General features: G+C 71.1%; 25 protein-coding genes and 1 pseudogene. 18 read left to right on the forward strand and 8 right to left on the reverse strand.

Translation table 11 applies throughout. From position 1 onward, the window contains the following. Nucleotides 1-125 precede the first annotated feature (125 nt). Complete coding sequence (locus OIE75_RS13755; protein ID WP_329471067.1) at nt 126-437, reverse strand: DUF6412 domain-containing protein; 312 nt, start codon at nt 435-437, stop codon at nt 126-128. 103 nt (nt 438-540) lie between these two features. Further along, nucleotides 541-1,089 carry a winged helix-turn-helix transcriptional regulator gene (locus OIE75_RS13760; protein ID WP_329471069.1) on the reverse strand — a complete coding sequence of 183 codons (549 nt, stop codon included), beginning with the start codon at nt 1,087-1,089 and terminating at the stop codon, nt 541-543. Nucleotides 1,090-1,299: 210 nt separating this feature from the next. Here OIE75_RS13760 and OIE75_RS13765 point away from each other — a divergent pair, with 210 nt between their 5' ends. Both OIE75_RS13765 and OIE75_RS13770 read left to right on the forward strand, forming a co-directional pair. Next, nucleotides 1,300-2,703, forward strand: coding sequence for an MFS transporter (locus OIE75_RS13765; RefSeq protein WP_329471071.1), 1,404 nt, complete (start codon nt 1,300-1,302; stop codon nt 2,701-2,703). 101 nt (nt 2,704-2,804) lie between these two features. Next, nucleotides 2,805-3,827, forward strand: a complete 1,023-nt coding sequence (locus OIE75_RS13770; protein ID WP_329471072.1) for an SEC-C domain-containing protein — start codon at nt 2,805-2,807, stop codon at nt 3,825-3,827. A 30-nt stretch (nt 3,828-3,857) separates the two neighbouring features. On the opposite strand, the gene OIE75_RS13775 is transcribed toward OIE75_RS13770, so the two are convergent. Then, a complete protein-coding gene (locus OIE75_RS13775) occupies nt 3,858-4,637 on the reverse strand; it encodes an SDR family NAD(P)-dependent oxidoreductase (protein ID WP_329471073.1) in 780 nt (259 codons plus the stop codon). Between the two features lie 203 nt (nt 4,638-4,840). Here OIE75_RS13775 and OIE75_RS13780 point away from each other — a divergent pair, with 203 nt between their 5' ends. The 4 genes from OIE75_RS13780 (at nt 4,841) to OIE75_RS13795 (ending at nt 10,190) form a co-directional block, all read left to right on the forward strand. Then, nucleotides 4,841-5,662, forward strand: coding sequence for a helix-turn-helix domain-containing protein (locus OIE75_RS13780; RefSeq protein WP_329471075.1), 822 nt, complete (start codon nt 4,841-4,843; stop codon nt 5,660-5,662). 177 nt (nt 5,663-5,839) lie between these two features. Further along, nucleotides 5,840-6,307: an SRPBCC family protein gene (locus OIE75_RS13785; protein WP_329471076.1), complete on the forward strand. Its 468-nt coding sequence runs from the start codon at nt 5,840-5,842 to the stop codon at nt 6,305-6,307. A gap of 166 nt (nt 6,308-6,473) precedes the next feature. Beyond that, nucleotides 6,474-6,980 (forward strand): hypothetical protein, encoded by a 507-nt coding sequence (locus tag OIE75_RS13790; RefSeq protein ID WP_329471077.1) that lies wholly within the window; start codon nt 6,474-6,476, stop codon nt 6,978-6,980. A 78-nt stretch (nt 6,981-7,058) separates the two neighbouring features. After that, nucleotides 7,059-10,190 carry a DUF3427 domain-containing protein gene (locus tag OIE75_RS13795; protein WP_329471078.1) on the forward strand — a complete coding sequence of 1,044 codons (3,132 nt, stop codon included), beginning with the start codon at nt 7,059-7,061 and terminating at the stop codon, nt 10,188-10,190. Nucleotides 10,191-10,220: 30 nt separating this feature from the next. Here the strand turns inward: OIE75_RS13795 and OIE75_RS13800 are convergent, their stop codons facing one another. Continuing rightward, entirely contained in the window at nt 10,221-10,883 is a 663-nt protein-coding gene (locus OIE75_RS13800) for an ATP-binding protein (RefSeq protein ID WP_329471079.1), read from the reverse strand. Nucleotides 10,884-11,081: 198 nt separating this feature from the next. Here OIE75_RS13800 and OIE75_RS13805 point away from each other — a divergent pair, with 198 nt between their 5' ends. From OIE75_RS13805 to OIE75_RS13815, 3 genes are read left to right on the forward strand one after another with little or no spacing between them, the layout of a single operon-like run. Next, nucleotides 11,082-11,924: a helix-turn-helix domain-containing protein gene (locus OIE75_RS13805; RefSeq protein ID WP_329471080.1), complete on the forward strand. Its 843-nt coding sequence runs from the start codon at nt 11,082-11,084 to the stop codon at nt 11,922-11,924. A 3-nt stretch (nt 11,925-11,927) separates the two neighbouring features. Beyond that, nucleotides 11,928-12,134, forward strand: a complete 207-nt coding sequence (locus tag OIE75_RS13810; RefSeq protein ID WP_329471081.1) for a DUF397 domain-containing protein — start codon at nt 11,928-11,930, stop codon at nt 12,132-12,134. Nucleotides 12,135-12,183: 49 nt separating this feature from the next. Then, nucleotides 12,184-12,465, forward strand: a complete 282-nt coding sequence (locus tag OIE75_RS13815) for a DUF6247 family protein (RefSeq protein WP_329471082.1) — start codon at nt 12,184-12,186, stop codon at nt 12,463-12,465. 446 nt (nt 12,466-12,911) lie between these two features. On the opposite strand, the gene OIE75_RS13820 is transcribed toward OIE75_RS13815, so the two are convergent. Beyond that, a complete protein-coding gene (locus OIE75_RS13820) occupies nt 12,912-14,213 on the reverse strand; it encodes a hypothetical protein (protein ID WP_329471083.1) in 1,302 nt (433 codons plus the stop codon). A 331-nt stretch (nt 14,214-14,544) separates the two neighbouring features. Between OIE75_RS13820 and OIE75_RS41440 the strand changes: the two are divergent. The 8 genes and pseudogenes from OIE75_RS41440 to OIE75_RS13860 form a co-directional block, all read left to right on the forward strand. After that, nucleotides 14,545-14,673, forward strand: a pseudogene (locus tag OIE75_RS41440) (GNAT family N-acetyltransferase); the annotation flags it as partial. Between the two features lie 252 nt (nt 14,674-14,925). Further along, on the forward strand, nt 14,926-16,509 hold the full coding sequence (locus tag OIE75_RS13830; RefSeq protein ID WP_329471084.1) for a hypothetical protein: 1,584 nt from the start codon (nt 14,926-14,928) through the stop codon (nt 16,507-16,509). Between the two features lie 514 nt (nt 16,510-17,023). Further along, complete coding sequence (locus OIE75_RS13835) at nt 17,024-18,682, forward strand: ATP-binding protein (RefSeq protein WP_329471085.1); 1,659 nt, start codon at nt 17,024-17,026, stop codon at nt 18,680-18,682. 2 nt (nt 18,683-18,684) lie between these two features. Continuing rightward, nucleotides 18,685-19,125, forward strand: a complete 441-nt coding sequence (locus OIE75_RS13840; RefSeq protein WP_122619876.1) for a roadblock/LC7 domain-containing protein — start codon at nt 18,685-18,687, stop codon at nt 19,123-19,125. After that, nucleotides 19,122-19,475, forward strand: a complete 354-nt coding sequence (locus tag OIE75_RS13845) for a DUF742 domain-containing protein (protein WP_125494343.1) — start codon at nt 19,122-19,124, stop codon at nt 19,473-19,475. The genes OIE75_RS13840 and OIE75_RS13845 overlap by 4 nt, the downstream gene beginning before the upstream one ends. Continuing rightward, nucleotides 19,453-20,094, forward strand: coding sequence for a GTP-binding protein (locus tag OIE75_RS13850; RefSeq protein ID WP_185832602.1), 642 nt, complete (start codon nt 19,453-19,455; stop codon nt 20,092-20,094). The genes OIE75_RS13845 and OIE75_RS13850 overlap by 23 nt, the downstream gene beginning before the upstream one ends. Next, on the forward strand, nt 20,091-21,311 hold the full coding sequence (locus OIE75_RS13855; RefSeq protein ID WP_329471086.1) for a cytochrome P450: 1,221 nt from the start codon (nt 20,091-20,093) through the stop codon (nt 21,309-21,311). The genes OIE75_RS13850 and OIE75_RS13855 overlap by 4 nt, the downstream gene beginning before the upstream one ends. 11 nt (nt 21,312-21,322) lie before the next feature. Then, nucleotides 21,323-22,549 carry a cytochrome P450 family protein gene (locus OIE75_RS13860; RefSeq protein WP_329471087.1) on the forward strand — a complete coding sequence of 409 codons (1,227 nt, stop codon included), beginning with the start codon at nt 21,323-21,325 and terminating at the stop codon, nt 22,547-22,549. 62 nt (nt 22,550-22,611) lie between these two features. On the opposite strand, the gene OIE75_RS13865 is transcribed toward OIE75_RS13860, so the two are convergent. Then, nucleotides 22,612-23,085 (reverse strand): carboxymuconolactone decarboxylase family protein, encoded by a 474-nt coding sequence (locus OIE75_RS13865; RefSeq protein WP_307012441.1) that lies wholly within the window; start codon nt 23,083-23,085, stop codon nt 22,612-22,614. Between the two features lie 136 nt (nt 23,086-23,221). After that, nucleotides 23,222-24,130: an alpha/beta fold hydrolase gene (locus OIE75_RS13870; protein WP_329471088.1), complete on the reverse strand. Its 909-nt coding sequence runs from the start codon at nt 24,128-24,130 to the stop codon at nt 23,222-23,224. 204 nt (nt 24,131-24,334) lie between these two features. Here OIE75_RS13870 and OIE75_RS13875 point away from each other — a divergent pair, with 204 nt between their 5' ends. Beyond that, nucleotides 24,335-24,637: a hypothetical protein gene (locus OIE75_RS13875; RefSeq protein WP_125494338.1), complete on the forward strand. Its 303-nt coding sequence runs from the start codon at nt 24,335-24,337 to the stop codon at nt 24,635-24,637. A 79-nt stretch (nt 24,638-24,716) separates the two neighbouring features. On the opposite strand, the gene OIE75_RS13880 is transcribed toward OIE75_RS13875, so the two are convergent. Beyond that, entirely contained in the window at nt 24,717-25,076 is a 360-nt protein-coding gene (locus OIE75_RS13880; RefSeq protein WP_329471089.1) for a VOC family protein, read from the reverse strand. Nucleotides 25,077-25,089 lie beyond the last annotated feature (13 nt).

Raw genomic sequence — 25,089 nt, forward strand, 5'->3', positions numbered from 1 at the left:
AGGGTCTTCGTCGTGCCGGAACTGGGACTGCGGCATGACGACACGCCCCGCGCGGGGGTGACTTCCGTGGCTTCGGTGGCCTCGGTGACTTCCGTGGCTTCCGTGGCTTCGGTGAAGCGGGTGCCCTACGCGGTGGTCGCCGGGAGGGCGTGTCCGGGCGCTCGGGGCCGGCGGCGGCCGGCGGCGTCGGGATCGCGTTGGGGCAGGAACGCGGTACGCAGGTCCCGGTCCCTGATGGCCGTACGCACCCGGGTCGGCGGCACGGCGGGCACGCAGCGCGCTGCGATGACGGCGCAGACGGCGAGCGCGGAGCCGACGGCGGCGGTCGCGGCGAGCGCGACGGTCGCGGAGAGGCTGCCCACGTCGACGAGCGCGACGGGGAGGAGGACGAGCAGCAGGACGAGCAGGGGGCGCAGGACGGCCCGTTCCTGGCTCATCGGCGGCTCCCCCCTCTCCCCTGCGTTCTCGCACGCGTACGTTCTCGTACGCGGGTTTGCCCAGTTATACAGGACTTGACTCATACGAGAGGCGGCGCGGGCGCTAGGCGGGATCGGCCGCCGGCGGCTGCGGCTCGGTCTCGATCGGCTGGAGCAGCCGGCGCGGTCCGAGCAGCGCCCGGCTGACGGGGTCGGCCGGGTCGGGGTCGAGTCCGGGGCCCGGCTTCATGTGGATGTCGCGGACGGCCACGACCGACCCGCAGGCCGGGCAGGCGCCGTACGGACTGAGTTCCGTGCCGCAGTCGGCGTGCCAGAAGGTGCGCATCGGCTCCCCGCCGAGGTGCTCGCGCCCCCAGACCCCCAGCGCCCGCAGAGCCGGCCACAGGGCGATGCCGCGGTCGGTGACGACGTACTCGTCCCGGGGCGGCGACTCCTGGTACCGGCGCCTCTCCAGGATGCCCTCGGCGGTGAGCGCCTGGAGGCGGTTGGCCAGGACGGCGCGCGGGATGCCGAGGTGGACGAGGAAGTCGTTGTAGCGCCGGACGCCGTAGAGCGCGTCGCGGATCACCAGCAGCGTCCACCGCTCGCCGACGACCTCCAGCGCGCGGGCGATCGAACACTCCTGTGTCGCGTAGTCCTTGCCCAGTGCCATGCCGTCCACTGTAGCCACTTTTCCCGTTGTTGGTTCATTGACCGAACCGATAATGCTAGGTTGACCGCACGTTCAGTTCATTGACCGAACCCACACCCCCACACATCACACATCACGCATCACGCATCACGCATCACGCATCACGCATCACGCATCACGCATCACGCATCACGCATCACGCATGACAGCGAATCGAGAGGGCGGGCAGCCATGACCGACACCGGCACGGATCCCGTGCGAACCGCAGTCGTCCCGGACGGTCCGGGCACCGACCGGGACTCCTCGCCCCCGCACCCCGGCCGCACCCTGGCCCTGACCAGCGCGGCGACCGCCGTGGCCCTGATGACGTACACCGCGCCCATGGTCACGCTCCCCCAGACGGCCGCCGACCTGCACACCCCGGTCTCCGCCCAGGCCTGGCTGCTGAACGGCACCCCGCTGGGCCTGGCCGCGCTGCTGCTGGTGGTCGGCAGCCTGGCCGACGACTACGGGCGCCGCCGGATCTTCGTCTCCGGCACGCTGGCCCTCGGCATCACCACGGTGCTGGGCGCGTTCGCGTCGACCACCTGGCTCTTCACCCTGGCCCGCATCGCGCAGGGCGCGTCGAGCGCGGCGCTGCTGGCCAGCAGCCTCGGCCTGCTCGTGCACGCCTTCCCGACGCCCGCGGGGCGGCTGCGCGCGACCGGCGTGTGGGGCGCCTTCGTGAGCGGCGGCATCGCGACCGGCCCGCTCGTCGCCGGGGCGATCCCGGACTGGCGGGTGGCGTACGGGGTGCTGGGCGCCGTCGCCCTGGTGGTGGCGGGGCTGGGGACGCGAGCCCTGTCGGAGTCGCGGTCGCCACGGGGTGGCCGGCCGGATCTCGCCGGGGCGGTGACGTTCGGGTCGGCGCTGGTCGCGCTGGTGGCCGCGCTGACGCTGGGACGGGAGGGCTGGCTGCGGGCACCGGTCGGGCTGCTGCTGGTGGCCGCCGTACTGCTGGGCGCCCTGTTCGCCGTACTGGAGCGCCGGGCGGCCACCCCGATGATCGACCTGTCGCTGCTGCGCCGCCCGCGCTTCCTGGCGTCGTCCGCGGGCGGGCTGTTCACGGGCCTCGCGATGATCGGCCTGTTCAGCTTCCTTCCGGCGCTGCTGCAACAGGCGCTCGGCCTGTCCGCGTTGGACACGGCCTGGCTCTTCCTGGTCTGGTCCGGCCCGTCCTTCGTGGTGTCCCTCCAGGCCCGCCGCATCGCCCACCGCGTCTCCCCGCGCCTGCAACTGGCCGTCGGCTTCGCCCTGCACGCGGGCGGCGCCCTGTCGATGCTGGGCGCGGTGGACGCGGGCTCCTGGCACCGGCTCCTGCCCGGCCTGGTGGTGGCGGGCGTGGGCAGCGGCCTGGTGAACGCCGCGCTGCCGCTGCTCGCGGTGGAGTCGGTGCCGGTGGGGCGGGCCGCGATGGGCTCGGGCGCACAGCAGACGTTCCGCTACATCGGCTCGTGCGCCGGGGTGGCCCTGACGATCGCGATCGTGACGTCGGCGGGCGGCCTGGGCCGGGGCGCGGACACGGCGCTGTGGGTGTCGGCCGGGCTGGCGGTGGCGGCCGGGGTGCTGGTCGGGACCCTTCGGGAGCGGGACTGACCCGGCGGCGGCCGAACCGCCCGGTGGCCCGCCCGGCTGCCGCCGGTGTCCGCCACCCGGGTGCCTGACCTTCGTCACCTCCCGGCAGTACGGTGTCCCCCATGCGCCCCGACACGCCCGCCGAGAACGTCGACCACGCCGCCGAAGCGGCCCGCCTTGAGCGGACCGCCGGCCTCTACCCCGAGGACGCGGAGGCCCTGCTGCTGCGCGCCGCGGCCCACCTGGAGCTGTCCGGCGACCGCCCCGCCGCGACCACGCTCTACGACCGCCTGCTGTCCTCCGCCCCCGGCTCCCCCGAGCTGGAGAACCCGTCCCTGGTCCGCGCCCTGAAGGCGTCGAACCTCTGGGAGTACGACCACGAGGCGGAGGCCAGGGCGATCATCGACGGGGTCCGCGCTGCGGCACCGCGCGACCCGGCGGCCTGGGTGATCGTGGCCGAGGCCCTGGAGTCCCACGACGAGTTGGAGGCGGCGCACGAGACGCTCACGGAGGGAGCCCGTCTGCTCCTGACGGACGGCGCGGAGCCCCCGTACTCGACCCACCCCCTCCTCTACGGCCGCCACCGCGTCCGCAGGATGCTGGGCCTGCCCCACGACGAGTGGGACGCCTTGGCCGACACCCTCCACACCATGCCGGTCTCCCTGGACGAGCTGCACGACCCGAAGCGGGTCTGGTCCCTGGGCTCGGACGACCCGGCGGACCTGGAGGCGGAGATCTCCCGCCTCCGCGCCGAGCTGGGCGCCTACCGCGCTGCCCTGTCCCGCCCCTTCCCGGTGGCGATGCTGCACTGGCCGGCCGGCGAGCTGACGGAACTGCTGGAGGCGTACCCGGCCCTGGCCGCCGAGTACCCCTCCTACGAGGAGCACCTGGCGACGATAGAGGCGGCTCTGCGCGAGCTGGCCTCGTCCGGCACCCCGAACCTGGGCGTGGTCCCGGGCACGGTCCCGTCCTACGAGGCCTTCGCGGCGTCGGAGAGCGCGTCCCCGACCGACCCGTCCCTGCTCCCCCAGTACGCGACGACACTGGCGGCCCGGGGGCTGGCGGTCGCGTGGCCGCCGCAGCGGGGGGCGGCCTGCTGGTGCGGGTCGGGGCGGGCGTACGGGGAGTGCCACGGCTCGGACTAGGCGCGCGTCGGTGGCGGATACGGGGCGGGGTCAGGCGTCGCGGTAGCGGGACGCGAGGTCGGTGCTCTGGCCCCCGAAGGCGGCGAGGTCGGCGGCGAAGACGTTCTCCAGGAGGCGGTGGTCCTCGACACCGGGCGCGCTGACGGTCTCGCCGAGTTCGAGGCCGCGCAGGGCGCCGGTGACGACGTCGGCGGCGCTCATGCGCGGGACGCCGCTGAGGTCCATGCCCTGCACGGAGTGGAACTCGGTGGCGACCACGCCCGGGCACACCACGTGGACGCGGACGCCGGAGTCCTCGACCTCGGCGGCGAGCGTCTGGGACATCGCCACGAGGTAGGCGAGCGCACCCGCGTAGACGGCGCGGCGCGGCATCTGCTCCTTGCCGGCGGGGCCCGAGAAGGCGATCATCCCGGCGACGTTGAGCACGGTGCCGCTGCCCCGGCGCCGCATGCCGCCGACGGCGGCGCGCATGAGCTGGGTGGGGGCGAGAACCTTGACGTTCACCAGTTCCCGGGCCTTGTCGGCGGGCAGGTCGGCCAGCGGCATGTAGTGGGCGACGCCCGCGTTGTTGACGAGGACGTCGAGCGGCTCGTCGGCACAGTACGCCGCCACCGCGTCGATACCGGCCTCGGTGGACAGGTCGGCGGCGACCGCGCGCACGGCGACCTCGGGATGCGCGGCGGCGAACGCGGCGAGGCGGTCCTCCCGGCGGCCGACGACGATCAGGTCGTAGCCGTCGGCGGCGAAGCGTTCGGCGAAGGCCCGGCCGATGCCGGAGGTCGCGCCGGTGACGAGTGCGAGCTTGCTCATGTGGGTTCCTGTCGGTGACCGGCGCTGCGGCCGGCAGGTTCGGGACGTCTCCCACCCTCGCCCCGGTCCGCGCGCCCAGCCAGTTCCCCGCGTATCCGGGGGAGTGACAGGACCCCCTCTCCCGGCCCGCCGCCGGCCCGGAGGCGGCCTGGCGTGGACGTATAGGCGTGGACCTATGAGCGTGGACCTATGAGCGTGGACGTATGAACGAGCAGCCGAATCTGCTGGGCGAGTTCCTGCGCGCCCGGCGCGAGCTGGTGACGCCCGAGGAGGCCGGCATCCCCGTCAGGGGCGTGCGCCGGGTGCCGGGGCTGCGGCGCGAGGAGGTGGCGATGCTGGCGGGCATCAGCGCCGACTACTACCTGCGCCTGGAGCGCGGCCGGGACCGCAGGCCGTCCCTCCAGGTCCTCGAATCGCTCGCCGGGGTACTGCGGCTCGACGACGACACCCGCGCCCACCTCTTCGGCTTGGCCGCCGACCGACCCCGCCGTACCCGGCGCCGGCACCGGGAGACGGTGCCGCCCAGCACCGCCCGGTTCGTCGAGCTGCTGCCCGTGCCCGCCTTCGTCGAGGGCCGCCACCTCGACGTCCTCACGGCCAACCCGCTCGCCGCCGCGCTCTCCCCGCGCCTGGTCACGGGCGGCAACCGGCTGCGGGACGTGTTCCTCGACCCGGCCGAGCAGAGCCTCTTCCCCGACTGGGAGGGAGCGGCGGCGGCCCTCGTCGCCGGCTTCCGGGAAGCGGTCGGCACGGACACCGACGACCCCCGCTGCATCGAGCTCGTCGGGGAGCTGTCCCTGGCCAGCCCGCTCTTCCGCAGACTCTGGGCCCGGCACGACGTACGCCCCCGCGGCAGCGCCACCGTGCTCTTCCGGCACCCGCAGGTCGGCGACCTCACCCTCAGCCGCGAGAAGCTCCACATCACCGACACGGACGGCATGATGCTCGTCGCCTTCCACCCGGTCCCGGGCACGCCGGACGCGGAACGGCTGGCGCTGCTCGGATCGACGGCGGCGGGCCGCTGACGGGGGGCGGGTGGTCGACCGGGGCCCCGGACACTGGGCGCCATCTCTCTGTCTCCCCGAGGCGGCTTGGTCGGACCGATGAGTTCCCGCCGTGCCGGACGTCTACAGGTGCGACATCCCTGACGGATCCCGCCGGAACCGGAGCGGTTTCCGCGGCACACGAGGAGAAGAAACGCCATGAGCACCGAGCAGACCCCCACCCCGGCCCCCGCCCCGGCCGACGGCCTCTCCTACACCCTGACCCGCACCCTGGACGCCCCCGCGTCCAAGGTCTGGCAGGCCTGGACCACCCCCGACCAGTACGCCCAATGGGCCCACGCGGCCCCCGGCTCCGTCGAGATGGACGTCCGCCCGGGCGGCCCCTGGAAGGCCACGATGCGCACACCCGACGGCACGGAGTTCCCCCTCACGGGCTCCTACGTCGAGGTCACCGAGAACCGCGCCCTCACCATCGGCATGGACGTCCCGGGCCGCCCGGACCAGGCCACGATGACCGTCGAACTGACGGAACAGGGCCCGCGCAACACGCTGCTCGTCCTGCGCCAGACCTGCGACTCGGTGGAGGAGCGGGAGATGGCGGAGGAGGGAAGCGGGATGCTGTTGGACGGGCTGACGGCGTTCCTGGCGGACGGGACGAAGGCCTGACAGCCCTCTTCCGTCGTGGTCGGCAAACAGGGATGCGGCTCGCGCGCCGCGAGTGGTTTCTTGTACGGATGCGAGTACAGAGCTGCGCGACGCCGTATCCCGTATCGAGACGCTGACCAGCACGCGCCCAACCGCCGGCCGGACGCACGACGCCGCCGACGACACCGTGGGAACCATCGCAACCGACAGCGCCAGGGGCGTCGACCCGTTCCCCCTACTCGCGGCGCTCCAGGCGAGCGGCGCCCACGTGATCGTCATCGGTCAGGTGGCCGGCATCATGCACGGATTCACCGAGCTGACCGGAGATCTGGACCTGCTGTGGGACGCGGACCCGAGGAGCGCCTCGGTACTCGGGGCAGCGTTCGCCGCCGCGGGTTGCAAGCTCCGGGCGGACGACGCATCCGACGCGTCGACCGACCCGGAGCTGCTACTGCGCCCCAAGGCCACGTTCGACTCCGAACGGGCATGCGGGGACTGCTGCACGCCATCGCTGCCGTGGGGCGGAGTGGACCTACGGGCCGTCCTCGCCAGGTCCGAGACCGCGACCGCCCCCGACGGCCTCGAAATCCGAATCCCGACCCTCCCGGACCTCATCCACATGCAACGCGCACTGGGCCGCCCGAAGGACCTACGCCGGGCAGCCGAGTTGGAACGGCTCCGCGATACGTCCTGAGGTTGCCCACCCCGCTCCGGGTGTCAGTGGCTCCTGCTAGAACTGCCACCACGCCAACAGGGTGATGAAGGGGGCATAGTGGAGAAGCCGGTCGCGGGGGTCTACGAACAGCTGATCACGGATCAAGTTCGCGGTGAACTGGCACGCCTTGAGGCAGCAGGATGGAAGGCCGTCGACACGGAGGTCGGGGCAGAATCGTCACCCCACGTGCTGGCCCGGCACATCGGTGACATAGTGGCCCGCCGCCTCAACCAACTCCGCCCTGATCAGCGAGTTCCCTTTGCGAACCGCATTCTTGAGTCTCTGGCCGCGGACGCAAGTGAGCGAAGTGATACCGACCCCGTCAGCGCCATCATCGAGGGGCCTCGGCAGTTGCTTGCTCTGGCGGAGCAGGAGGCGCCCGGCGCGTACGCGATCCGTCCGCTCACGCCTCTCTCCGAGAGCTCTCTTCTCACCAACTCCCCCGAGGACGTCAACCTGGGCGCGGAGTTGCGGGCAGAGTTGGCCACTGCCGATCGGATCGACCTGCTCTGTGCCTTCGTGAAGTGGTACGGCATCCGTGTACTGGAGGACTCACTCCTCGCAGCCAAGGAGCGGGGCGTCCCGATCCGGATCATCACCACGACCTACATGGGCGCCACGGACCGACGCGCGCTCGACAGGCTGGTGCGCGAATTCGGCGCCACCGTGAAGGTGAACTACGAGACCCGCTCGACCCGGCTGCACGCCAAGGCGTGGTTGTTCCGGCGCGGGACCGGATTCGACACGGCGTATGTCGGGAGCTCGAACCTGTCCCGTGCGGCGCTACTCGACGGCCTGGAGTGGAACGTACGACTGTCGTCGGTGGCCACACCCGCGGTGATGGACAAGTTCGAGGCTACCTTCGAGGCGTACTGGAACGACGCGGCGTTCGAGACGTACGACCCGGATGAGGACGGCAAGCGCCTCGACGCGGCGCTGGCCCAGGCGGGTGGGACGGCGTCGACCACAGACTTGAAGATCAACCTTTCCGGTCTTCAGGTGCACCCCTTCCCGCACCAGCGGGACATGCTGGAGCGCCTCAGTGCAGAGCGCGAGATCCGCGGGCGACACCGCAATCTGCTGGTCGCGGCGACCGGCACGGGGAAGACAGTGATGGCCGCCCTCGACTACCGCGATCTGAGCAATCAGGCGACCTCCGGTCGACCCAGGCTGCTGTTCGTGGCGCATCGCAAGGAGATCCTCAAGCAGTCCTTGCGTACGTATCGCGAAGTGCTGGACGACGCCTCGTTCGGCGAGTTGCTGTACGGCGGGGCCGATCCACAGGAGTGGACCCACGTCTTCGCCAGCGTCCAGTCACTCAACGTCCAGAGGCTGGAGCAGCTCGCGCCAGACCACTTCGACTTCATCGTCATCGACGAGTTCCACCACGCCACGGCCGGTACGTACCGCCGAGTGATCGAACATTTCGCGCCGAAGGAGCTGCTGGGACTCACCGCCACCCCGGAGCGGATGGACGGGCTCAATGTCCAGGACGAATTCTTCGACGGCCGCATCGCCGCCGAGATGAGGCTTTGGGAAGCCCTGGAGAACGACCTACTGTCTCCCTTCCACTACTTCGGCATCCCTGACGGAACCGACCTCACCAACCTCACTTGGCAGAAGGGTTCGTACACGGATCAGGAGCTCGGAAACGTCCTGACGGGCAACGACGCGCGAGCGCGCATCATCGTCAAGCAGGTCCGGGACAAGATCTCCGACCCCGGCACCATGCGGGCGCTCGGCTTCTGCGTCACCAAAGTGCACGCCCATTTCATGGCCGACTACTTCCGCAAGGCCGGTTTCCAGGCTGCGGCCCTCGACAGCGACTCGTCATCCGAGGTGCGCGCTCAAGCGCTGCGTGACCTCCAGGAAGGCAAGCTCCAGGTCATCTTCTCGGTGGACCTGTTCAACGAGGGTCTCGACATCCCGGACGTGGACACGTTGCTCTTGCTGCGGCCCACCAACAGCGCCACCGTCTTCCTCCAGCAGCTGGGACGGGGACTACGGCGTACAGACACGAAGCCGGTGCTCACGGTCCTGGACTTCATCGGGCAGCACCGAGCGGAGTTCCGCTTCGAGGAACAGTTCCGAGCCATGACCAACCTGTCGCGCAATCGACTGGTCGAGCACATCGAGCGCGGCTTTCCGCAGTTGCCGTCGGGCTGCCAGATCATCCTGGAGGGAAAGGCCAAGAGTCTGGTCCTCGACAACATCAGGACGCAATTGGCCGCCACGGTGAAGACGCTGGTGAAGGAGGTCAAGGAGTACAGCACGCCTCTGCTCGCCGACTACCTCCGGGAGAGCCGCCGAGAGATCAAGGAGCTGTACAAGAACGGCAACTCGTGGACTCTCGTGCTGCGTCGTGCCGGCCTGGTCACCGAACCGGCTACGCCGGGCGAGGAGGGCCTACTCAAGCGAGTCCACGCGTTCTTGCACGTGGACGATCCCGAGCGTGCGCAGGCGTACCTGCGCCTTCTGGCGGACGACGCCCCTCCGTACGAGGAGCTCGACCAGACCGCCCAGGCCTACGCCCGCATGCTGTTCTTCAACCTGTGGGACAACGCGGGCGGGTTCACCAGCTACCCGGAGGGGCTTGCGACGCTGCGTCCGCAGCGAGCCCTGAGGGATGAACTCCGGCAGGTGCTGTCGTACGTCATCGACCGAGCCGACCATGTCCCGATCCCGCTGTCCGATGGCCTCCGCTCTGTGCCGCTGAAGGTCCACAGCTCGTACAACCGGTCGGAGATACTGGCCGCGCTCGGCATCGCCCGGTTCGGTGGGCAGATGCCGAGATCCTTTGCCCAGGGCGTGCAGTGGACGGAAGAGCTCCAGACAGACGCGCTGCTGATCACGCTTGAGAAAGACGAGAAGGACTTCTCGCCCACCGTCCGGTACAAGGACTACGCGATCAGCCCGAACCTCTTTCACTGGGAGTCCCAGAACGCGACTTCCCCTGATTCCGCCACGGGCAAGCGCTACCAGCAGCACGCCCGCCGCGGCTCCCACATCCTGCTGTTCATGCGCCGCTACGCGACTACGGACACGGGCAAATCTCAGCCGTGGATGCTTCTGGGCCCGGCAACGTACGTGGAGCACACCGGCAGTAAGCCGATGGCGATCACCTGGCACCTCGATCACCCGCTCCCGGCCGACGTGTGGTCCTACTCGGCGGCGATCCAGGCAAGTTGATCCACGTACGTCGACCGTGGCCGGAACGACTCAGGACAGTCGCACTTCGCACTCCGCCTCGAAGTGCGACTGCGCCCGGTCGAGCGCGTCGTCTACGTCCCATCCTTGCGCGCGGAACCAGTAGAGCAGGTCGGCAATGGCGTTGATCGCGGCATCTTCCGCCGTAGCCGTCGCCAACCGGCTTGGAGCAACGGGCTCCTGCGTCAGTCGCGAACCGCTGTAAAGACTTAGTACGTCCGCGGCTCGCGCCAGCCGCGGCATCGGCATGTTCTGCCGTTCGACCCGGATCGCGTCCATGCGGAACTCGCACCAGGTAATTTTGCGATCACCGGTGAGCTCCACGCCCCAGCGATCACTCACGGCGTCGACCAGTGTCATTCCCCGGCCCGCCGCTGCATCGAGAGTCGCGCACGTGAGCGTCGGAAGGGCGCGAGCATCGGGATCGTGAACCTCGATGCGCAGGCGGGGGCCCCCGAGCGAAGCGACCAGCGTGGTCGGCGTCGCCCGTCCGACGTGCTTGATCACATTGGCGACGAGTTCACTTACGCAGAGCTCGGCGGCATCCGTCAGCTCGCCTAGCCCCCAGTACTCCAGGTGGATCCGCAGAGCGCGTCGAAGAGCCCACACCTGATCGGCCTCCGCCAGAAACGACAGCCTCCACGGCTGCGTCGGCCTCCAAAGGACGTCATCCATGTCCTGTCCACTCCCCACCGTCGATACCTCACTGTGATGCGGTCGCGACTCAGAGTTGCATTGAAACTCTCGAAATGGAACTCTCACTAGGCATCGGCGGGGGCAAAAACTTCGTCGCGCGCCCCCGGCGCACACCGTCTTGCCGCCGCCACCAGCGGAGCATCACGATCTACTGGACCAACGCGAAGGACTGAGGACATGGCAGTCGGACCCACCACTCGTAGGCGCCAACTCGGCGCCGATCTGCGACGGCTCCGGGAACGCAAGGGACTCACGCTCGAAGAGGCAGGATCCCGCGTCGGCATCTCGAAGGCGACGTTGAGCCGCTACGAGACGAAGGAGGGCACGGTCAAGTGGCCGGCCGTGGACGCCCTGTGCCGTGAGTACTCTGCAACGGACGAAGAACGCCTCGCTCTCGTGGAGTTGGCGAAGGGCGCCAAGATCCAAGGATGGTGGCGATCACTCGCCGACCCCATCCCCGACTCCATGAACCTGATGCTGACCTTGGAAGACGAGGTCGTACGCGAGGACCACTACGCGTGCATGTACGTCCCGGGGCTCCTCCAGACGCGCACCTACGCGGAGGCGGTCCATCGCGCTTCAGAGGTGCAGTGCGACGAACGCGAAGTCCAGCACATGGTCGACATCCGCATGAAACGGCAGGAGTTGCTGGAGCGCGAAGAGCCCCCACGCATCTGGTGCGTTATCGACGAAGCCGCCATCCGACGCCAGGTCGGAGGCCGTGACGTCATGCGCGAGCAACTCACCCACCTGTTGGCCTGCGCGGAGCGACCGCACGTCACCATTCAAGTCCTTCCGTTCTCCTTGGGAGCACATGCCGCCGCAGTCGGAAGCTTCGTCACACTTCGCGGCCAAGCCCGTGAGCTGGACGTCGTCTATGTGGACCTCCTCGGTGGCGGAGTGTTCATGGAGAAGCCGGAGGAACTGGAGCGATATAGGTTGGCCTTCGACTACCTCAGCGCCCAGGCGCTCGACCTCGAGTCCTCGGTCGAACTCATCGACCGGGTCAGCAAGGAGTGAGTCTTGATAGCAGCCAGCCCGGAGCCCCGCTGGTTCAAGTCCTCTTACAGCGGGGGCAGCGGCACTGAATGCGTTGAGTGCGCGTACATCCCACATGGCGCGTTGATACGCGACTCCAAGTGCGCCGATGGCCCCACACTGGACGTGCGGCTGAGCAGCTGGCGCCTGTTCATCGGCTCAGTGCGCCACGGCTCGCAGCCGTCCTCCTGACCGACAGAGGCGGGTGCGGCCTGTTCACCTCACACCGAAGGGCAAGGTCGTGGAGATCGACGTGTACTCACCGTTGCCCTTGCGGACCATCGGGGACGTAAGGGCAGCTCTGAGGGCAGATCTCGGGTCCCCCGGTGACAAGGAGAACTTCGAGAGTGATTTGCGGCGCGCTCTGGAGGTTTCATCGGAGGCCGATCTCACGGCCGTGGCCACAGTGATCGTCGACTACCGGGGACGGATCCGCCTGTGCCATGACCCCGACTTCGAGGCCGCCGTCCAGGAGGGCATCGACCTCACGATGCGGCTGAAGCGGGAGGCCAGGGGCGAGTGAGCGATTTCAAGAGGTAAGAAACCCGCCGTCCCACCTCCCCTCAGGCCTCGCGGCCGGGCGCCACGGTCCACCACCGGACAGCGTGGGGCCTGCCGTCATCGAATAGGCGTGGCCGATGCCGGGAGGGGGCTGATGGAGGCACACGTGACGGACGACTGCCGCGGGGCGAACGTCTACCGCAACGCCTCAATGGCTTCCAGGATCAGCCTTCGTACCTCCGCCCCGCAGCCGACCATGCCCCTCAGCTCCTCGAAGGCCTGCGACCGACACCAGTTAGTGCAGGACGGACTCCTCGACCACGAGCACGAACCGATGCCCTTGCTCATGGACGACCCCTGAGCGGGTGACGCGTGCCCTGGCGGCCTCTCTGCGCCGCACACGAAGGGCCCCGCACGGAACCGGAGGCTCTGGGTTCACGCGCGGGGCCGCTCGCGGGATGTCGACTGTCAGACTCCGGTCAGATCGAACGTGCCCGTACCGTCCTGCCTGCCGCTGGAGTACTGGCGTATGAACTCCCCGTCCGCGTACCGGTCGTAGCCCATCATGGAACCGGTGTACTTGTTCTGCACTCCGATCTTCGAGCTGCCGGGTACGTCGCGGTAGATGTAGAACCGCTGGAGGTCGTCCTCCGCGCAGGGGGCCGTCTTCAGGACCGCCCGGTCGGTGGCCGCGTTCTGTTCGGCGATGGTCGCGCACCCACCGTTGCCCCAGTTCCACAGGGACGCCTCGATGACCCCGTTGTTCTCCGTCACGTCGCACAGGCGCCAGTGGTCCAGGTGGGCGCTGAAGATCGTCGAGGGCCGCAGCCGGACACCGTCGTCCGCCAGGAGCGGCGCGCCCCAGGACAGGGGCTTGCCGGGTACGGCGATCTTGTACGCCTCGGCCGAGCAGTCGAGGGCGGCGCGCGCACCGGTCCCGGTGGCCCCGGGCTGTTCGGCGGAGGGGCCACTGGTGGGAGCCGGGCTGGGGGCGACGCGGTCCTGCTCCTGCCGAGCCGTCTGCGCCACCGCGCCCGCCGGGTGGTCGGCCTTCGCGCCCGCCGGGTGGTCGGCCTTCGCGGCGGCCGAGCCGCAGTCGAGGAGGGCTTGTGCCCTGGCCATGATGCTGTCGGCGGGCACGCTGTCCTGGCAGCGCACCGCGCCTTCCTCAAGGGTGGTGAAGGTGGTGAAGCTGCCACCACCGGGACCCTCGGTCCACTCCAACGCCCAGCTTCCGTCGTCCTGTTGGGCGCGGTTGCAGTTGAGGCTGCCGTACGTTCCGGTGACCTTCTTGGTGCCCTTGTAGAAGCCGTAGTAGCCCGGCTGGGTCAAGTTCCAGGTGACCGAGTTCGACTCCTTGCTGGTGGAGGTGTACTCGAGCTTCACGTCCAGGCCGACTGTCGCCTTGACGTTGCTGAGCGCCTCGACGGCGAAACTGGTCTCGATCGTGTCGTTGAGGCCGACGGAGACCGCGATGACCGTCGTGGTGTCGGTACTGACGGTCTGCTGGCCGGTGGTGCCCTCGGTGACGTACCAGCCCTTGAAGTGGGTGATCGTCGGGGACACTTCGGTGGTCTTGATGTACGGGTGGCGTGTGCCCAGGTCGGCCGCCGTACAGCTGTCGCCGGGCCGGGGCGCCGTCATGTCGGTGGGTGCCGCGGCAGCCGGTGAGACGCCAAGACTCAAGGCAGTAACCGCCCCAGCGGCCGCCGTGGCGGTCACCGCCATGAGTGATCTGCCGATGCGACTGACGGGTCCTGTGGAGCGCATCGTTGCCTGTTCCCCCCTGGTCGAGTGGGTTCGGTCGGGGTGAATGTAGCGGCCACACAGGGCGGTGGTGTGAGACCCGAACTAGCCACAAATGATCACGGAGGGGCCTATTCCGCCCCTGGCGCCCTTGCATGGGGGGCAGGACAGCGGGACCGGAACCGGAACCGGCGCGGACATCCGATGTTCCGCCTGCTCCATGAGGGCGCAGGATGAGGTGCATGCCTCTGACCACTCCCGTGCTGCGAACCGGTCGGTTGCGGCTGCGGCCCTTCGCCGAGGCCGACGCGGACCGTCTTTTCGCTCTGCACAGCAGCACCTCCGTGATGCGCTACTGGGCTTCGTGCGTGAGGGGACGTTGCGGGAGGACTGCGTCGTAGACGGCGAGGTGTCCGACTCCTGTGTGTCCGGGCTGCTCAGGCGGGACTGGCGGCCGTCGGACGGGCCGGGACCCGCTCGCTGAGGGGCGGGCAGAGACAGCCAGAAGGCGCGCCGCCCACATGTGAACGGCGGGGACGACGTCGGGGTCCGCCGCCGCGGGGAACGCCGAACCGGTAGAGCAGCGCCGCGATCAGCCCGCCCACGGCGAAGAAGGCGGCCGACCACAGGAAGCTCGTTCCGCACCGTCCGTGAGGAATTTCCCCGCCGCCCCCCTCCTGTTCGCCATGCCTGGCTACCTTCACCTCGCCCGGTCCTGCGCAGGAGAGGTACGTCCATGAGCACCCCGGTTCGGCACACCTCGACTCGGCCATCCGTAGCCACGCTGACGTCGGCCAAGCAGCGTCCGGGAGGCAGCCAGCGGGCTGGGGCTCCGTACGGGAATTCGACGGAGCAGGCGCTGCTAGGGATCCAGGGGAGCGCCGGAAACCGGGCCGCGACCGCGGCGGTGCAGCGTGCGCGCAGCGCGGGCAAGGGCAAGGCGCCGGAGGGGGCCGGTGAAGACGGGGCGAAGAAGCGGAAGAACTACCGGGACCGGATCGCCGGGCTGCTCGACCGGTTCAAGAAGAATCTCGAACCCATCGACACCTGGATCAAGGGCGTCCAGACGCCCACCAACGCCGGCTTCACCCAGCAGGCCGCCGTCTCGGCCAATGAGGGGCTCAAGCACTCCGCCGCCGCCTCGGGGACCTCCGCCGCGTCGGGGAACCTCCTCACCGAGGCCGCCGGCACCGTGGTCAGCGGTATGGACGCGTACAAGAGCATGAAGGACGCCAAGAAGGCCGGGGACGGGGCCGCACACCACACCGCGAACAAGAGGGCCAAGACCAAGGGGACCGACGCGGTCGTCGGGGCCGCCGGTTCGGGGGCCTACAGCGCGGCCATCGCCAAGGAAGTGACGAAGATCCAGAAGGCGGCGGACGCCGCCGTCGCCTCCGAGGCGAGCGGTGTCGCCAGCGCCGCCGTCGCCGGGATGAAGAGCGTCCGGTCCGTGTTCCGGGTCGGCGGTGCGGCCCGCAAGTACAAGCGGGTGAAGGAGCTGGGGGATCCGCAGCTCGTCCACGCCGAGTCCCTGGCCCGGCTGAACGAGTCGCGGGAGCACGCCAACTGGGCCGCGGCGGAGGCGTACGTCGCGCTGGACGCCTACTGGAAGCAGGAAGGCGAGGGACGGCTGGAGCTGATCGGCGAGGCCGTCGACGCCGCCTGGGAGGCGATGGGGGAGGCCCGTGACGCCGCCGAGACGCTCCAGCGCGCGGAGAAGAACGTGGAGAAGCTGGGCACGGTCCAGGGGTACGCGAAGAAGAAGCAGCTCACCAAGATCGGCAAGGAGACGGTCGGCGGCGCGGTGGGCGAGTCCACCAAGGCCGCCGCCGGAGTCGTGACCGCGGTCGCGGCGGGGACGGCCGGGCTCGCGTCCAATCCGGTCGGCTGGGGCCTCGCCGGTGCCGGCGCCGGACTCGTCCTCGGCGTCACCCTCTACAAGGCGCTCCGCGCCGCCACGAAGCGCTACGAAGAGGTCCGCCACCCGGAGGTCTGGGCGAAGGAGGGCGAGACCCCTGCCGAGGCGGCGTCCCGCAAGGAATCGCTCCAGCACGCCCTGAAGTTCTGGAAGAAGGTGTCCAAGGGCGAGCGGGCGGCCATGGCGCGGGAGATCTACGCCCTCGCCGCGGGGCCTGATATCGCCGGAAGCGGCGGTACGACCGAGGAGATGCGGCAGTCCGGCATGTCCCTGCTCATCGCGCTCAAGTCGGGTCCCGCCGACCACAAGCTCGACCAGGAGGCGTGGGTGGCGAGCCTCAACGACCCCTCCAGGACGGACGGCTGGATCAAGGAGATCGCGGAGCAGCTGGCGTCGGGGTGACACACGCCTCCGTCAATTACCAGGGTGTCATCCCACAAGGCCAACCCCTTTTCGGCCAAGTGGGGTCGACTGCCATCGGCGCATTTTTCGCCTCAATCCCCCGGCGGCCCCAGTTCATGGTCACGAGGCTGACACGAGGCGTGAGCGCAAGCGGTAGGGTCCCTTCCCGTACGTCGAACGACGGTCGCGGGTAAGGGAGTTCGATGCGGTGCGGGGCCTGCGGGGTCCTGGGGCGCTTCGAGTCCGCGTCGTCGTCGCCCCCAGCTCGTACAGGCCTCGTGTGTTGCTTGGAGACCCATGTCGTGCGTCGCCCTCACCGTCCCACGGATCGCCGACTCCTCGGCGCGCGGTGGTCCCGGGAGACAGCACCGGTTCTCTTCGGCCTGTTGACGACCCCCGGCCGTGCCACGGGCGTGGCGGTGCGTCGTCCCACGCCTCGCGCTTCGCGCCTTCGCGCCACCGTCCGCCGGTCACGGCCCACCCCCACCGACGGCTTCCGATCCGTGAGGACCTGATGACTGAACTGATAGTGAGCGCCGCCGCGTTGCTGGCGGTGGCCGGAGTCGGGGCCGCGTGGTACTTCCGGCGCAAACGCGACGAGGCCCGGCGCCGGGCCGAGCAACTGCGCGAGCACGCCGACCGGCTCACCCTGCAACTCGTCGCGGCGGAGCAGTGCGTGGGGCACCTCGCGGCCACCGTGATCCCCGCGGCGGCCAAGGGCGGTGAAGGGCTCGAAGGGGGTGGGCTCCCCGTGCCGGCGCAGCTCGACGGGACCCCGCTCGCCGAGCGGCTGCGTGCCGTCGCCGGGGCTGTGGCCTCGACCGTGGCGGAGGTACGGGGGCAGGAGCGGGCGGCGGCCGGCCATGCCGCGGCCCAGGCCGCCGAGCAGGTCCGGCAGGAAACCGAGCGGTACGTCGCGCAGGTGCGGCACGAGTCCGTCGGCGTGGCCCGGGCCGCCGTGCGCGGCTTCGCCAACAACGTCGTCGCGCGGTCGGCGCGGCTCGGCCGGGCCGTGAGCCAGGGCGTACGGCGGCACATCTCGGACGAGGCGTACGCGACGCTGGTGGAGATCGACCACCTCGCCCAGCAGATGCTGCTCACCGCGTCGGGGTACTCCGTACTCGCCGGGGACAAGCTGTCCCGGCGCTGGCCCGCCACCTCGCTGACCGACATCACGCGTGCGGCGATGGGCCGGATCGAGGGGTACGAGCGGATCAAGCACCCCGAGATGGGGTCCGTGGTGGTCGAGGGGCGCGCGGTGGAGGCGGTCGTGCACGCGCTCGCCGTCCTGCTGGACAACGCGCTGCGCTACTCCCCGCCCGCCGCCAGTGTCCACGTCTCACTCGAACAGGGGCACCACGCCTGCTTCCTGATCGTGGACGACGCCGGGCTGCGCATGGACGACGAGCGGCTGCTGTGGGCCGGAAACGTGATGTCCGGCGAGCAGCGCGACGACATCACCCGCCTCGGCGCCCACCCCCAGACCGGGCTGCGCGTGGCGTCCCTGCTCGCGGAGAACTACGGCTTCCGCGTCGAGCTGACCGCGCCGAACATCTACCAGGGGACCCGGGCCATGGTCGTCCTGCCGAAGAACCTGCTCGTCGATCCCGCGGCGTTGAGCGGGGCGGGGACCGCCGCCGCGGCTGTGGCGGCAACGGCGACGGGGTCCGCCACGGGGACGGCTCAGCCCGTCGCCGCGACCGCGTCGGCCGCCGGCCCCACGCCCCCGGCGCCCGCCCCCACCCCCGCGCCGGCCCTCACCACCGAGCCCGCGCACGAGCCCACGCCGGAGCACGAACCCGCCACCCCCAGCCCGGAGCCCGCGCCGGCACCGGCACCGGCATCAGCGCCCGCACCCGCGACCGCGACGGCCCCCGCACCCCCCACCACCACCGCCAGCGGCCTCACCGTCCGCCGCCGCTCGCCCGCCCCGACCCCGGCGCGGCCGCGCCCCGCACCGGCCGCCGACACCGAGCCCGGCCGTCCGGCCGTCGCCGCCGCCTGGGCCGCCGGCACCCGGCGCGGGCGCGACGAGGAGCCCGCACCGGCCGCGCCGGGTGCCGAAAGCACGGACCGGGACACCCCCCGCGCAGCCACCGAAGCCTCCCCCACCGCCGCCCACACCGCCCCCCATCCGGCCGCCCGCGACGCCGCTCACGACGAAGGACACTGATCGTGCAAGACACACACACCAACAGCCTGGGCTGGCTGCTCGACCAGGAACTCGGCACCGTCGAGGGCGTCCGCTACGCCGTGCTGATGAGCAGCGACGGGCTGCTGAAGGCCCGTACGGCGACGATCGGCCAGGACGACGGGGAGAAGTTCGCGGCGCTGACCGCGGCGCTGCGGGCGGCAGGCAAGGCCTGGGACGAGTTCACCGGCGGGGCGGGCATGCGCCAGCTGCTGATCGAGTCGGTCGGCTGCATCGGGCTGACGACCACCGCCGCGAAGAACACCATGCTGTCGGTGTGCACGACCGGCCCCGACGCCGACGTCGGGCTGATCTCCCACCACATGGTGCGGCTCGCCACCCGGGTCGGGCACGAACTGGGCACGGCGGAGCGCGTGCCGGTCGCGGAGGGCGCGGGGGGCGCGGAAGGCGGCTCGACGGCATGACGGGGCCGCGGCGTGACCCCGACATGGTCAGGCCCTACGTCCGTACTGGGGGCCAGGTCCGGGCGCGCGAGGACGTGCGCCCGGAGAGCGTGGTCATCGCCGCGACCGGCCCCACGGACACCCTCGCCCCGGACGCCCGCCGGGTGATGCGGCTGTTCGCCGGCGCGGACGGCGGCCTGGCCGTCGCCGACATCGCCGCCGCGCTGGAGCTGCCGCCCTCCACGGTGCGGATCCTCGTCTCCTCGCTGATGGACTCCGGCCACCTCTCCAGCCCGGTCGCCGCGACCGAGCACCAGCCCGACTTCGACCTGCTGCAGGAGGTACTTCGTGGACTGCGCTCCATGGTCTGACCCGCCCGTCACCTACGTCCCGGCCTCGGTGACGCGGTCGGCCAAGATCGTGGTCGCGGGCGGCTTCGGCGTCGGCAAGACGACGTTCATCGGCAGCGTCTCGGAGGTACGGCCGCTGCGGATGGAGGAACCCATCACGCAGGCCAGCGCCGGCGTGGACGACCTGCGCGGCACCCCGCACAAGACGACGACGACCGTGGCGATGGACTTCGGCCGCATCCACATGGCCGACGGGCGGCTCGCGCTGTACCTGTTCGGGCTGCCGGGGCAGTCCCGGTTCCAGCCGCTGTGGGAGGACCTGGCGGAGGGCGCCCTCGGCTGTCTCGTGCTCGCCGACACCCGCGACCTCGACGCCTCCCACGACGCCCTCGGTCTCCTGGACGGCGCGGGCATCCCGTACGCCGTCGCCATCAACACCTTTCCCGGCGCGCCGGGTTACCCGGAGGCCGAGCTGCGCGAGGCGCTGGCCCTGGAACCCGCGACCCCCCTGACGGCCTGCGACGCCCGCGACCGCACGTCCTCGCTGCACGCCCTGATCACGCTCACGGAGTACCTCTCCGAGCACAAGCAACAGCGCGAGCACCGCTCAGCCGCCGCCCTCCTGGAGTCCCGCCCATGACGTTGCCCTCCGCCGAGCCCGCGCCGACGACCCCACCGGGCCGGATCGCCCTGTACGACCCGGAGTTCGCGGCGGATCCGCACGCCGCGTACCGGCGCATGCGGCGCACGCACGGTCCGCTCGTCCCCGTCGATCTGGCGCCCGGTGTCCCCGCGACCCTGGTGATCGGCTACTACCAGGCCCGCCGCATCCTCAACGACCCGCTGCGCTTCCCGGCCGACCCGCGTGCCTGGGAGAAGCTGATCCCGGCGACGTGCCCGGTCCGGCCGATGATGGAGTGGCGGCCCAACGCGCTGCGCTCGGGCGGCGCCGAGCACGCCCGCTACCGGTCCGCCAACACCCACGCCATCGACAAGGTCGACCAGCACGGACTGCGCGCCCTCGTCGAGAAGGTCGCCGACGGTGCCATCGACGGGTTCCGCGCCGCCGGCTCGGCGGACCTGCTCACCCAGTACTCGTTCCCCATCGCCTTCAGCGTCCTCAGCGCGCTGCTGGGCTGCCCGGACGAGATCGGGCAGCGCATCGCCGACGGCATGGCGAAGATCTTCGACACCACCAACGCCCAGCGCGGCAACGAGATCCTCGCCCAGGCCGTCTCCGACCTCGTGACCCTGCGCCGGCAGCACCCCGGCGACGACATCACGTCCCGGCTGACGCTGCACCCCGCCGAGCTGACCGACGAGGAGATGGGCCATCAGCTCGTCACGCTCTACGGTGCCGGGATCGAGCCGCTGACCAACCTGATCAGCAACACGATCCTGAAGATCCTCACCGACGAGGAGTTCTCCGCCGACCTGCACGCCGGGCTGTCCACGGTGCGCGACGCGCTCGACGCCGTCCTCTACACCGACCCGCCGATGGCCAACTACTGCATCTCCTATCCCCCGTACCCCATCGACGTGGAGGGGGTGCTGCTGCCGGCCGACCAGCCGGTGGTGATCTCCATGGCGGCCGCGAACAACGACCCGGCCCTGACGGAGGGCGTGCCCGAGGGCCGGCACGCGGGCAACCGGGCCCATCTGGCCTGGAGCATCGGCCCGCACACCTGCCCCGCCCGTTCGCACGCCTACCTCATCGCGGAGACCGCGGTCACCCACCTCCTGGACGCGCTGCCGGAGACGGACCTCGCCCGCCCCCTCGCCGACCTCACCTGGCGTCCCGGCCCGTTCCACCGGGCTCTGGAATCGCTGCCCGTCACCTTCCCCGCCGCACACTAAGGAGCCAGGTCATGGCGACCCAGCAGTCTCCCCTCGTCCTCGACCCCACCGGTGCCGGTCACCACGCCGAGCACCGCGCCCTGCGGGACCGCGGCGCGGCCACGCGGGTGGACGTGCTCGGTGTGGAAGCCTGGTCGATCACCGATCCCGCCCTGCTCAAACAGCTCCTGACCAGTCCGGACGTCTCCAAGGACGCGCGGGCGCACTGGCCCGCGTTCGGTGAGGTGGTGGCCACCTGGCCGCTCGCTCTGTGGGTGGCGGTGGAGAACATGTTCACCGCGTACGGCCCCAACCACCGCAAGCTGCGCCGGCTGGTGGCCCCGGCCTTCAGCGCCCGTCGCATCGAGGCGATGCGGCCGGCCGTCGAGGGGATGGTCGCCGGGCTCGTCGACCGGCTCGCAGAGCTGCCCGCCGACCGGCCGGTCGACCTGCGGCAGGAACTGGCGTATCCGCTGCCCATCGCGGTGATCGGTCACCTCATGGGCGTGCCCGAGGACCAGCGGGAGGGCTTCCGCGCCCTCGTCGACGGTGTCTTCGACACGACGCTGAGCCAGGCCGAGGCGCAGACCAACACCGCCCGCCTGTACGGGGTCCTGGACGAGCTGATCGCCGACAAGCGGGCCACGCCGGGCGACGACATGACGTCCCTGCTCATCGCGGCCCGGGACGACGAGGAGGACGGTGCCCGGCTCTCCCCCGAGGAACTGCGCGACACGCTGCTGCTGATGATCAGCGCCGGCTACGAGACCACCGTCAACGTCATCGACCAGGCCGTGCACACCCTGCTGACCCACCCCGACCAGCTGGAACTGGTCCGCAAGTCCGCGGTCACCTGGGGCGACGTGGTGGAGGAGACGCTGCGTCACGAACCGGCGGTCAAGCACCTGCCGTTGCGGTACGCGGTCACGGACATCGCCCTGCCGGACGGGCGGACCATCGCCCGCGGGGAGGCGATCCTCGCTTCCTACGCCGCCGCCAACCGGCACCCTGACTGGCACGCCGACGCCGACACCTTCGACGCGACGCGCGTGGTCAAGGACCACCTGGCGTTCGGGCACGGCGTGCACTTCTGCCTCGGCGCGCCGCTGGCCCGCATGGAGGTCGTGCTGGCGCTGCAGAGCCTCTTCGACCGCTTCCCCGGCATCCACCTCGCCGATCCGGCGGAGGAACTGCCGCCCGTGCCCTCGCTGATCAGCAACGGCCACCAGCGGCTGCCGGTCCGGCTGTACGCCGACTGACCCGCCGGACGGCGCGCCCCGGCGTTCGGGGCGCGCCGTCCACCGGCCGGGAGGCCCCCCGGTCAGCCGAACATGCCCGGCTCGTAGTCGCCCGCCGGCTGCTGGGTGATGACGTTCATGCGGTTGTAGGTGTTGATGAGGGCGATCAGTCCGACCAGCGCGGTCAGCTGTTCCTCGTCGTAGTGCTCGGTGGCCTTCGCCCACGCCTCGTCGGTGACGCCGCCGCCCGAGTCGGCGATCCGGGTGCCCTGTTCGGTCAGTTCCAGGGCGGCGCGCTCGGCGTCGGTGAAGACCTTGGCCTCGCGCCAGGCGGCGATCAGGTTGAGGCGCAGGGAGGTCTCCCCGGCCTTCGCGGCGTCCTTGGTGTGCATGTCGAGGCAGAAGCCGCAGCCGTTGATCTGGCTGGCGCGGATCTTGACCAGTTCCTGGGTCGCGGCCGGCAGCGCCGAGTCGGTCACGGCCTTGCCCGCCGAGTTGATGTGGCGCAGGAGCTTGCCGGCGAGGGCGTTCGAGAACAGGTTGAGTCGAGCTTCCATGAGGGGTTCCTCCGTCGTGGGTCGTCCGACCGGTCCGGCCGGGTGGCCGGGGGTGCGCTCTGGGGCTACACCGGTACGACGGAGCGCGCGGGCGTGATGTGACAGGCCACGGAGGTCCGTGCATGTGACCTGCGTCTCACCCGCGCCGGGCGGGTCCTTCGGGCCGTTCGGGCCGTTCGGGCCGTTCCAGCAGCCTGAGGAGGGCGGCCGTGACGTCGGCCGGGCGTTCGTCCATCACCCAGTGCCCCGCGTCGTCCAGCATCGTCAGTTCGGCGCGGGGCACGGCCGCGGCCAGCCCGGTCGCGATGTCCGGGCTCAGGTACGGGTCCGCGCGGCCCCAGACCACCGCCGTCGGGCAGGTCACCGCGCCGAGGCGGCGGCGCAGCTCGGGGCGGGGCGGGGTGCGGTAGTCACCGAAGTAGTGGAGCAGCCAGCGGCGGCCCTCCGGGGTGTCCATCCAGTCGACGTAGCCGTCCAGGAGGCGGGCGTCGAGATGGCCCGCGCGGACGAGCGGGGCGAAGGTGCGGCGGTGGAGGGCGGCGTACGGCAGGCGCAGCGCCACGGGCCGGAGTGCGGGGGTGCGTCCGGCGAGGCCGATCAGGCTGAAGACGGCGTACCAGCGGCGGGTGAACGTGGCGTGCGCGCGGCTGTTGAGGACGGCCAGCCTGCGCACCCGCGCGGGGTGGGCCTCGGTGAAGCCCAGGGCGAGGAAGCCGCCGTAGTCGTGGCCGACCAGGTTCACCGAGTCGAGTTCCAGGGCGTCCAGCAGGCGGCCGATCCGGGCGACCTCGGTGTCGTAGTCGAAGGGCAGGTGGAGGGGGCGGTCGGACTCGCCCCAGCCGAGGAGGTCCGGAGCGACGACCCGGTGGCGGGCCGCGAGGGGCGGGACCTGGTGGCGCCAGCAGTGGTGGTTCGCGGGGTAGCCGTGCAGGAGCAGCACGGGTTCGGCGTCGGGCGGCCCCGACTCCCAGCAGGCCACCCTCGCTCCGTCCACCCGGACCGACCGGGCGCGGGGCCGGTCCGTGCCCGGACTCTGCGTGTTCATCGGCTGCGCGCTCCCTCGGTCGGTCCGTCCACCCCTCAACCGTGCGGATACCCGGAAGTGACGCGGCCAGGGCACGGCCTGCGGCCGAACGGGGGGTGCGCCCGCGCCCACGGGCACGAGAGAGGCGCTCACCCCGGCGCGTGCGCCGGGCGCGACGGTGATTAGCCTCGGAACCATCAGTCGGAGGCGTGGCAGGAGGCAGAGATGGCGAAGGTTCCCAGCGCGGCGGTCGCCGCGGGCGGGCTCGTCGGCGGGTACGGCGTGGCCCGCTGGACCAAGCGGCGGGAGCTGGGCGGGGCCGTACTGGCCGTGGCCGGGGCGGCCGCCGCACAGCAGTGGCGGCAGCGGGCCGGCGGTGCGGCGGCCGGCGCCCTGACGGCCGCCTACGTGGCGGGCTTCGCCGGATCCCACCCCCTGGCCAAGAAGGTCGGCGCCTGGCCCGCCGTCCTCGGCGTGGCCGGCGCGGTGGCCCTGGCCTCCTGGGCGGTGGCCGACCGGCGCGGCTGAGCGGGCGGGCGTCGGGGCCGACCGGCGGCCGCTGAGCGGCGGGCGTCGGGGCCGGCCGGTGTGCCGTGCGAGGGCCGGGTCAGGAGCGGTGGGTCAGGACGTTGATGACCTTGCCGTTCGGGTCCCGTACGAAGAAGCGCCGTACGCCCCACTCCTCGTCCTGCGGCTCCCGTACGATCTCCGCGCCCGACGCGGCCACCTGGGTGTAGACCGCGTCGACGTCCTCGACCTCCACGCTCAGGTCGGGGACGACGGGCGCGGTGCGTTCCTCGGTGAAGAGGCTGATCTGGGCGGTCGGGTTGGACGGCGAGGCCAGGGTCGTCACCCAGCCCATGTCCATGACCTCCTCGAAGCCGAGGAGCCCGTAGAAGTCACGGCTCGAGTTCCACAGCTCCTCGGACTCGATGTGCAGGTTGGGGACGATTCTGCGGATGGTCATCGGGTGGCTCCTG

Origin of the sequence: Streptomyces sp. NBC_01723, from assembly GCF_036246005.1 — a bacterium.
Taxonomy (GTDB): domain Bacteria; phylum Actinomycetota; class Actinomycetes; order Streptomycetales; family Streptomycetaceae; genus Streptomyces.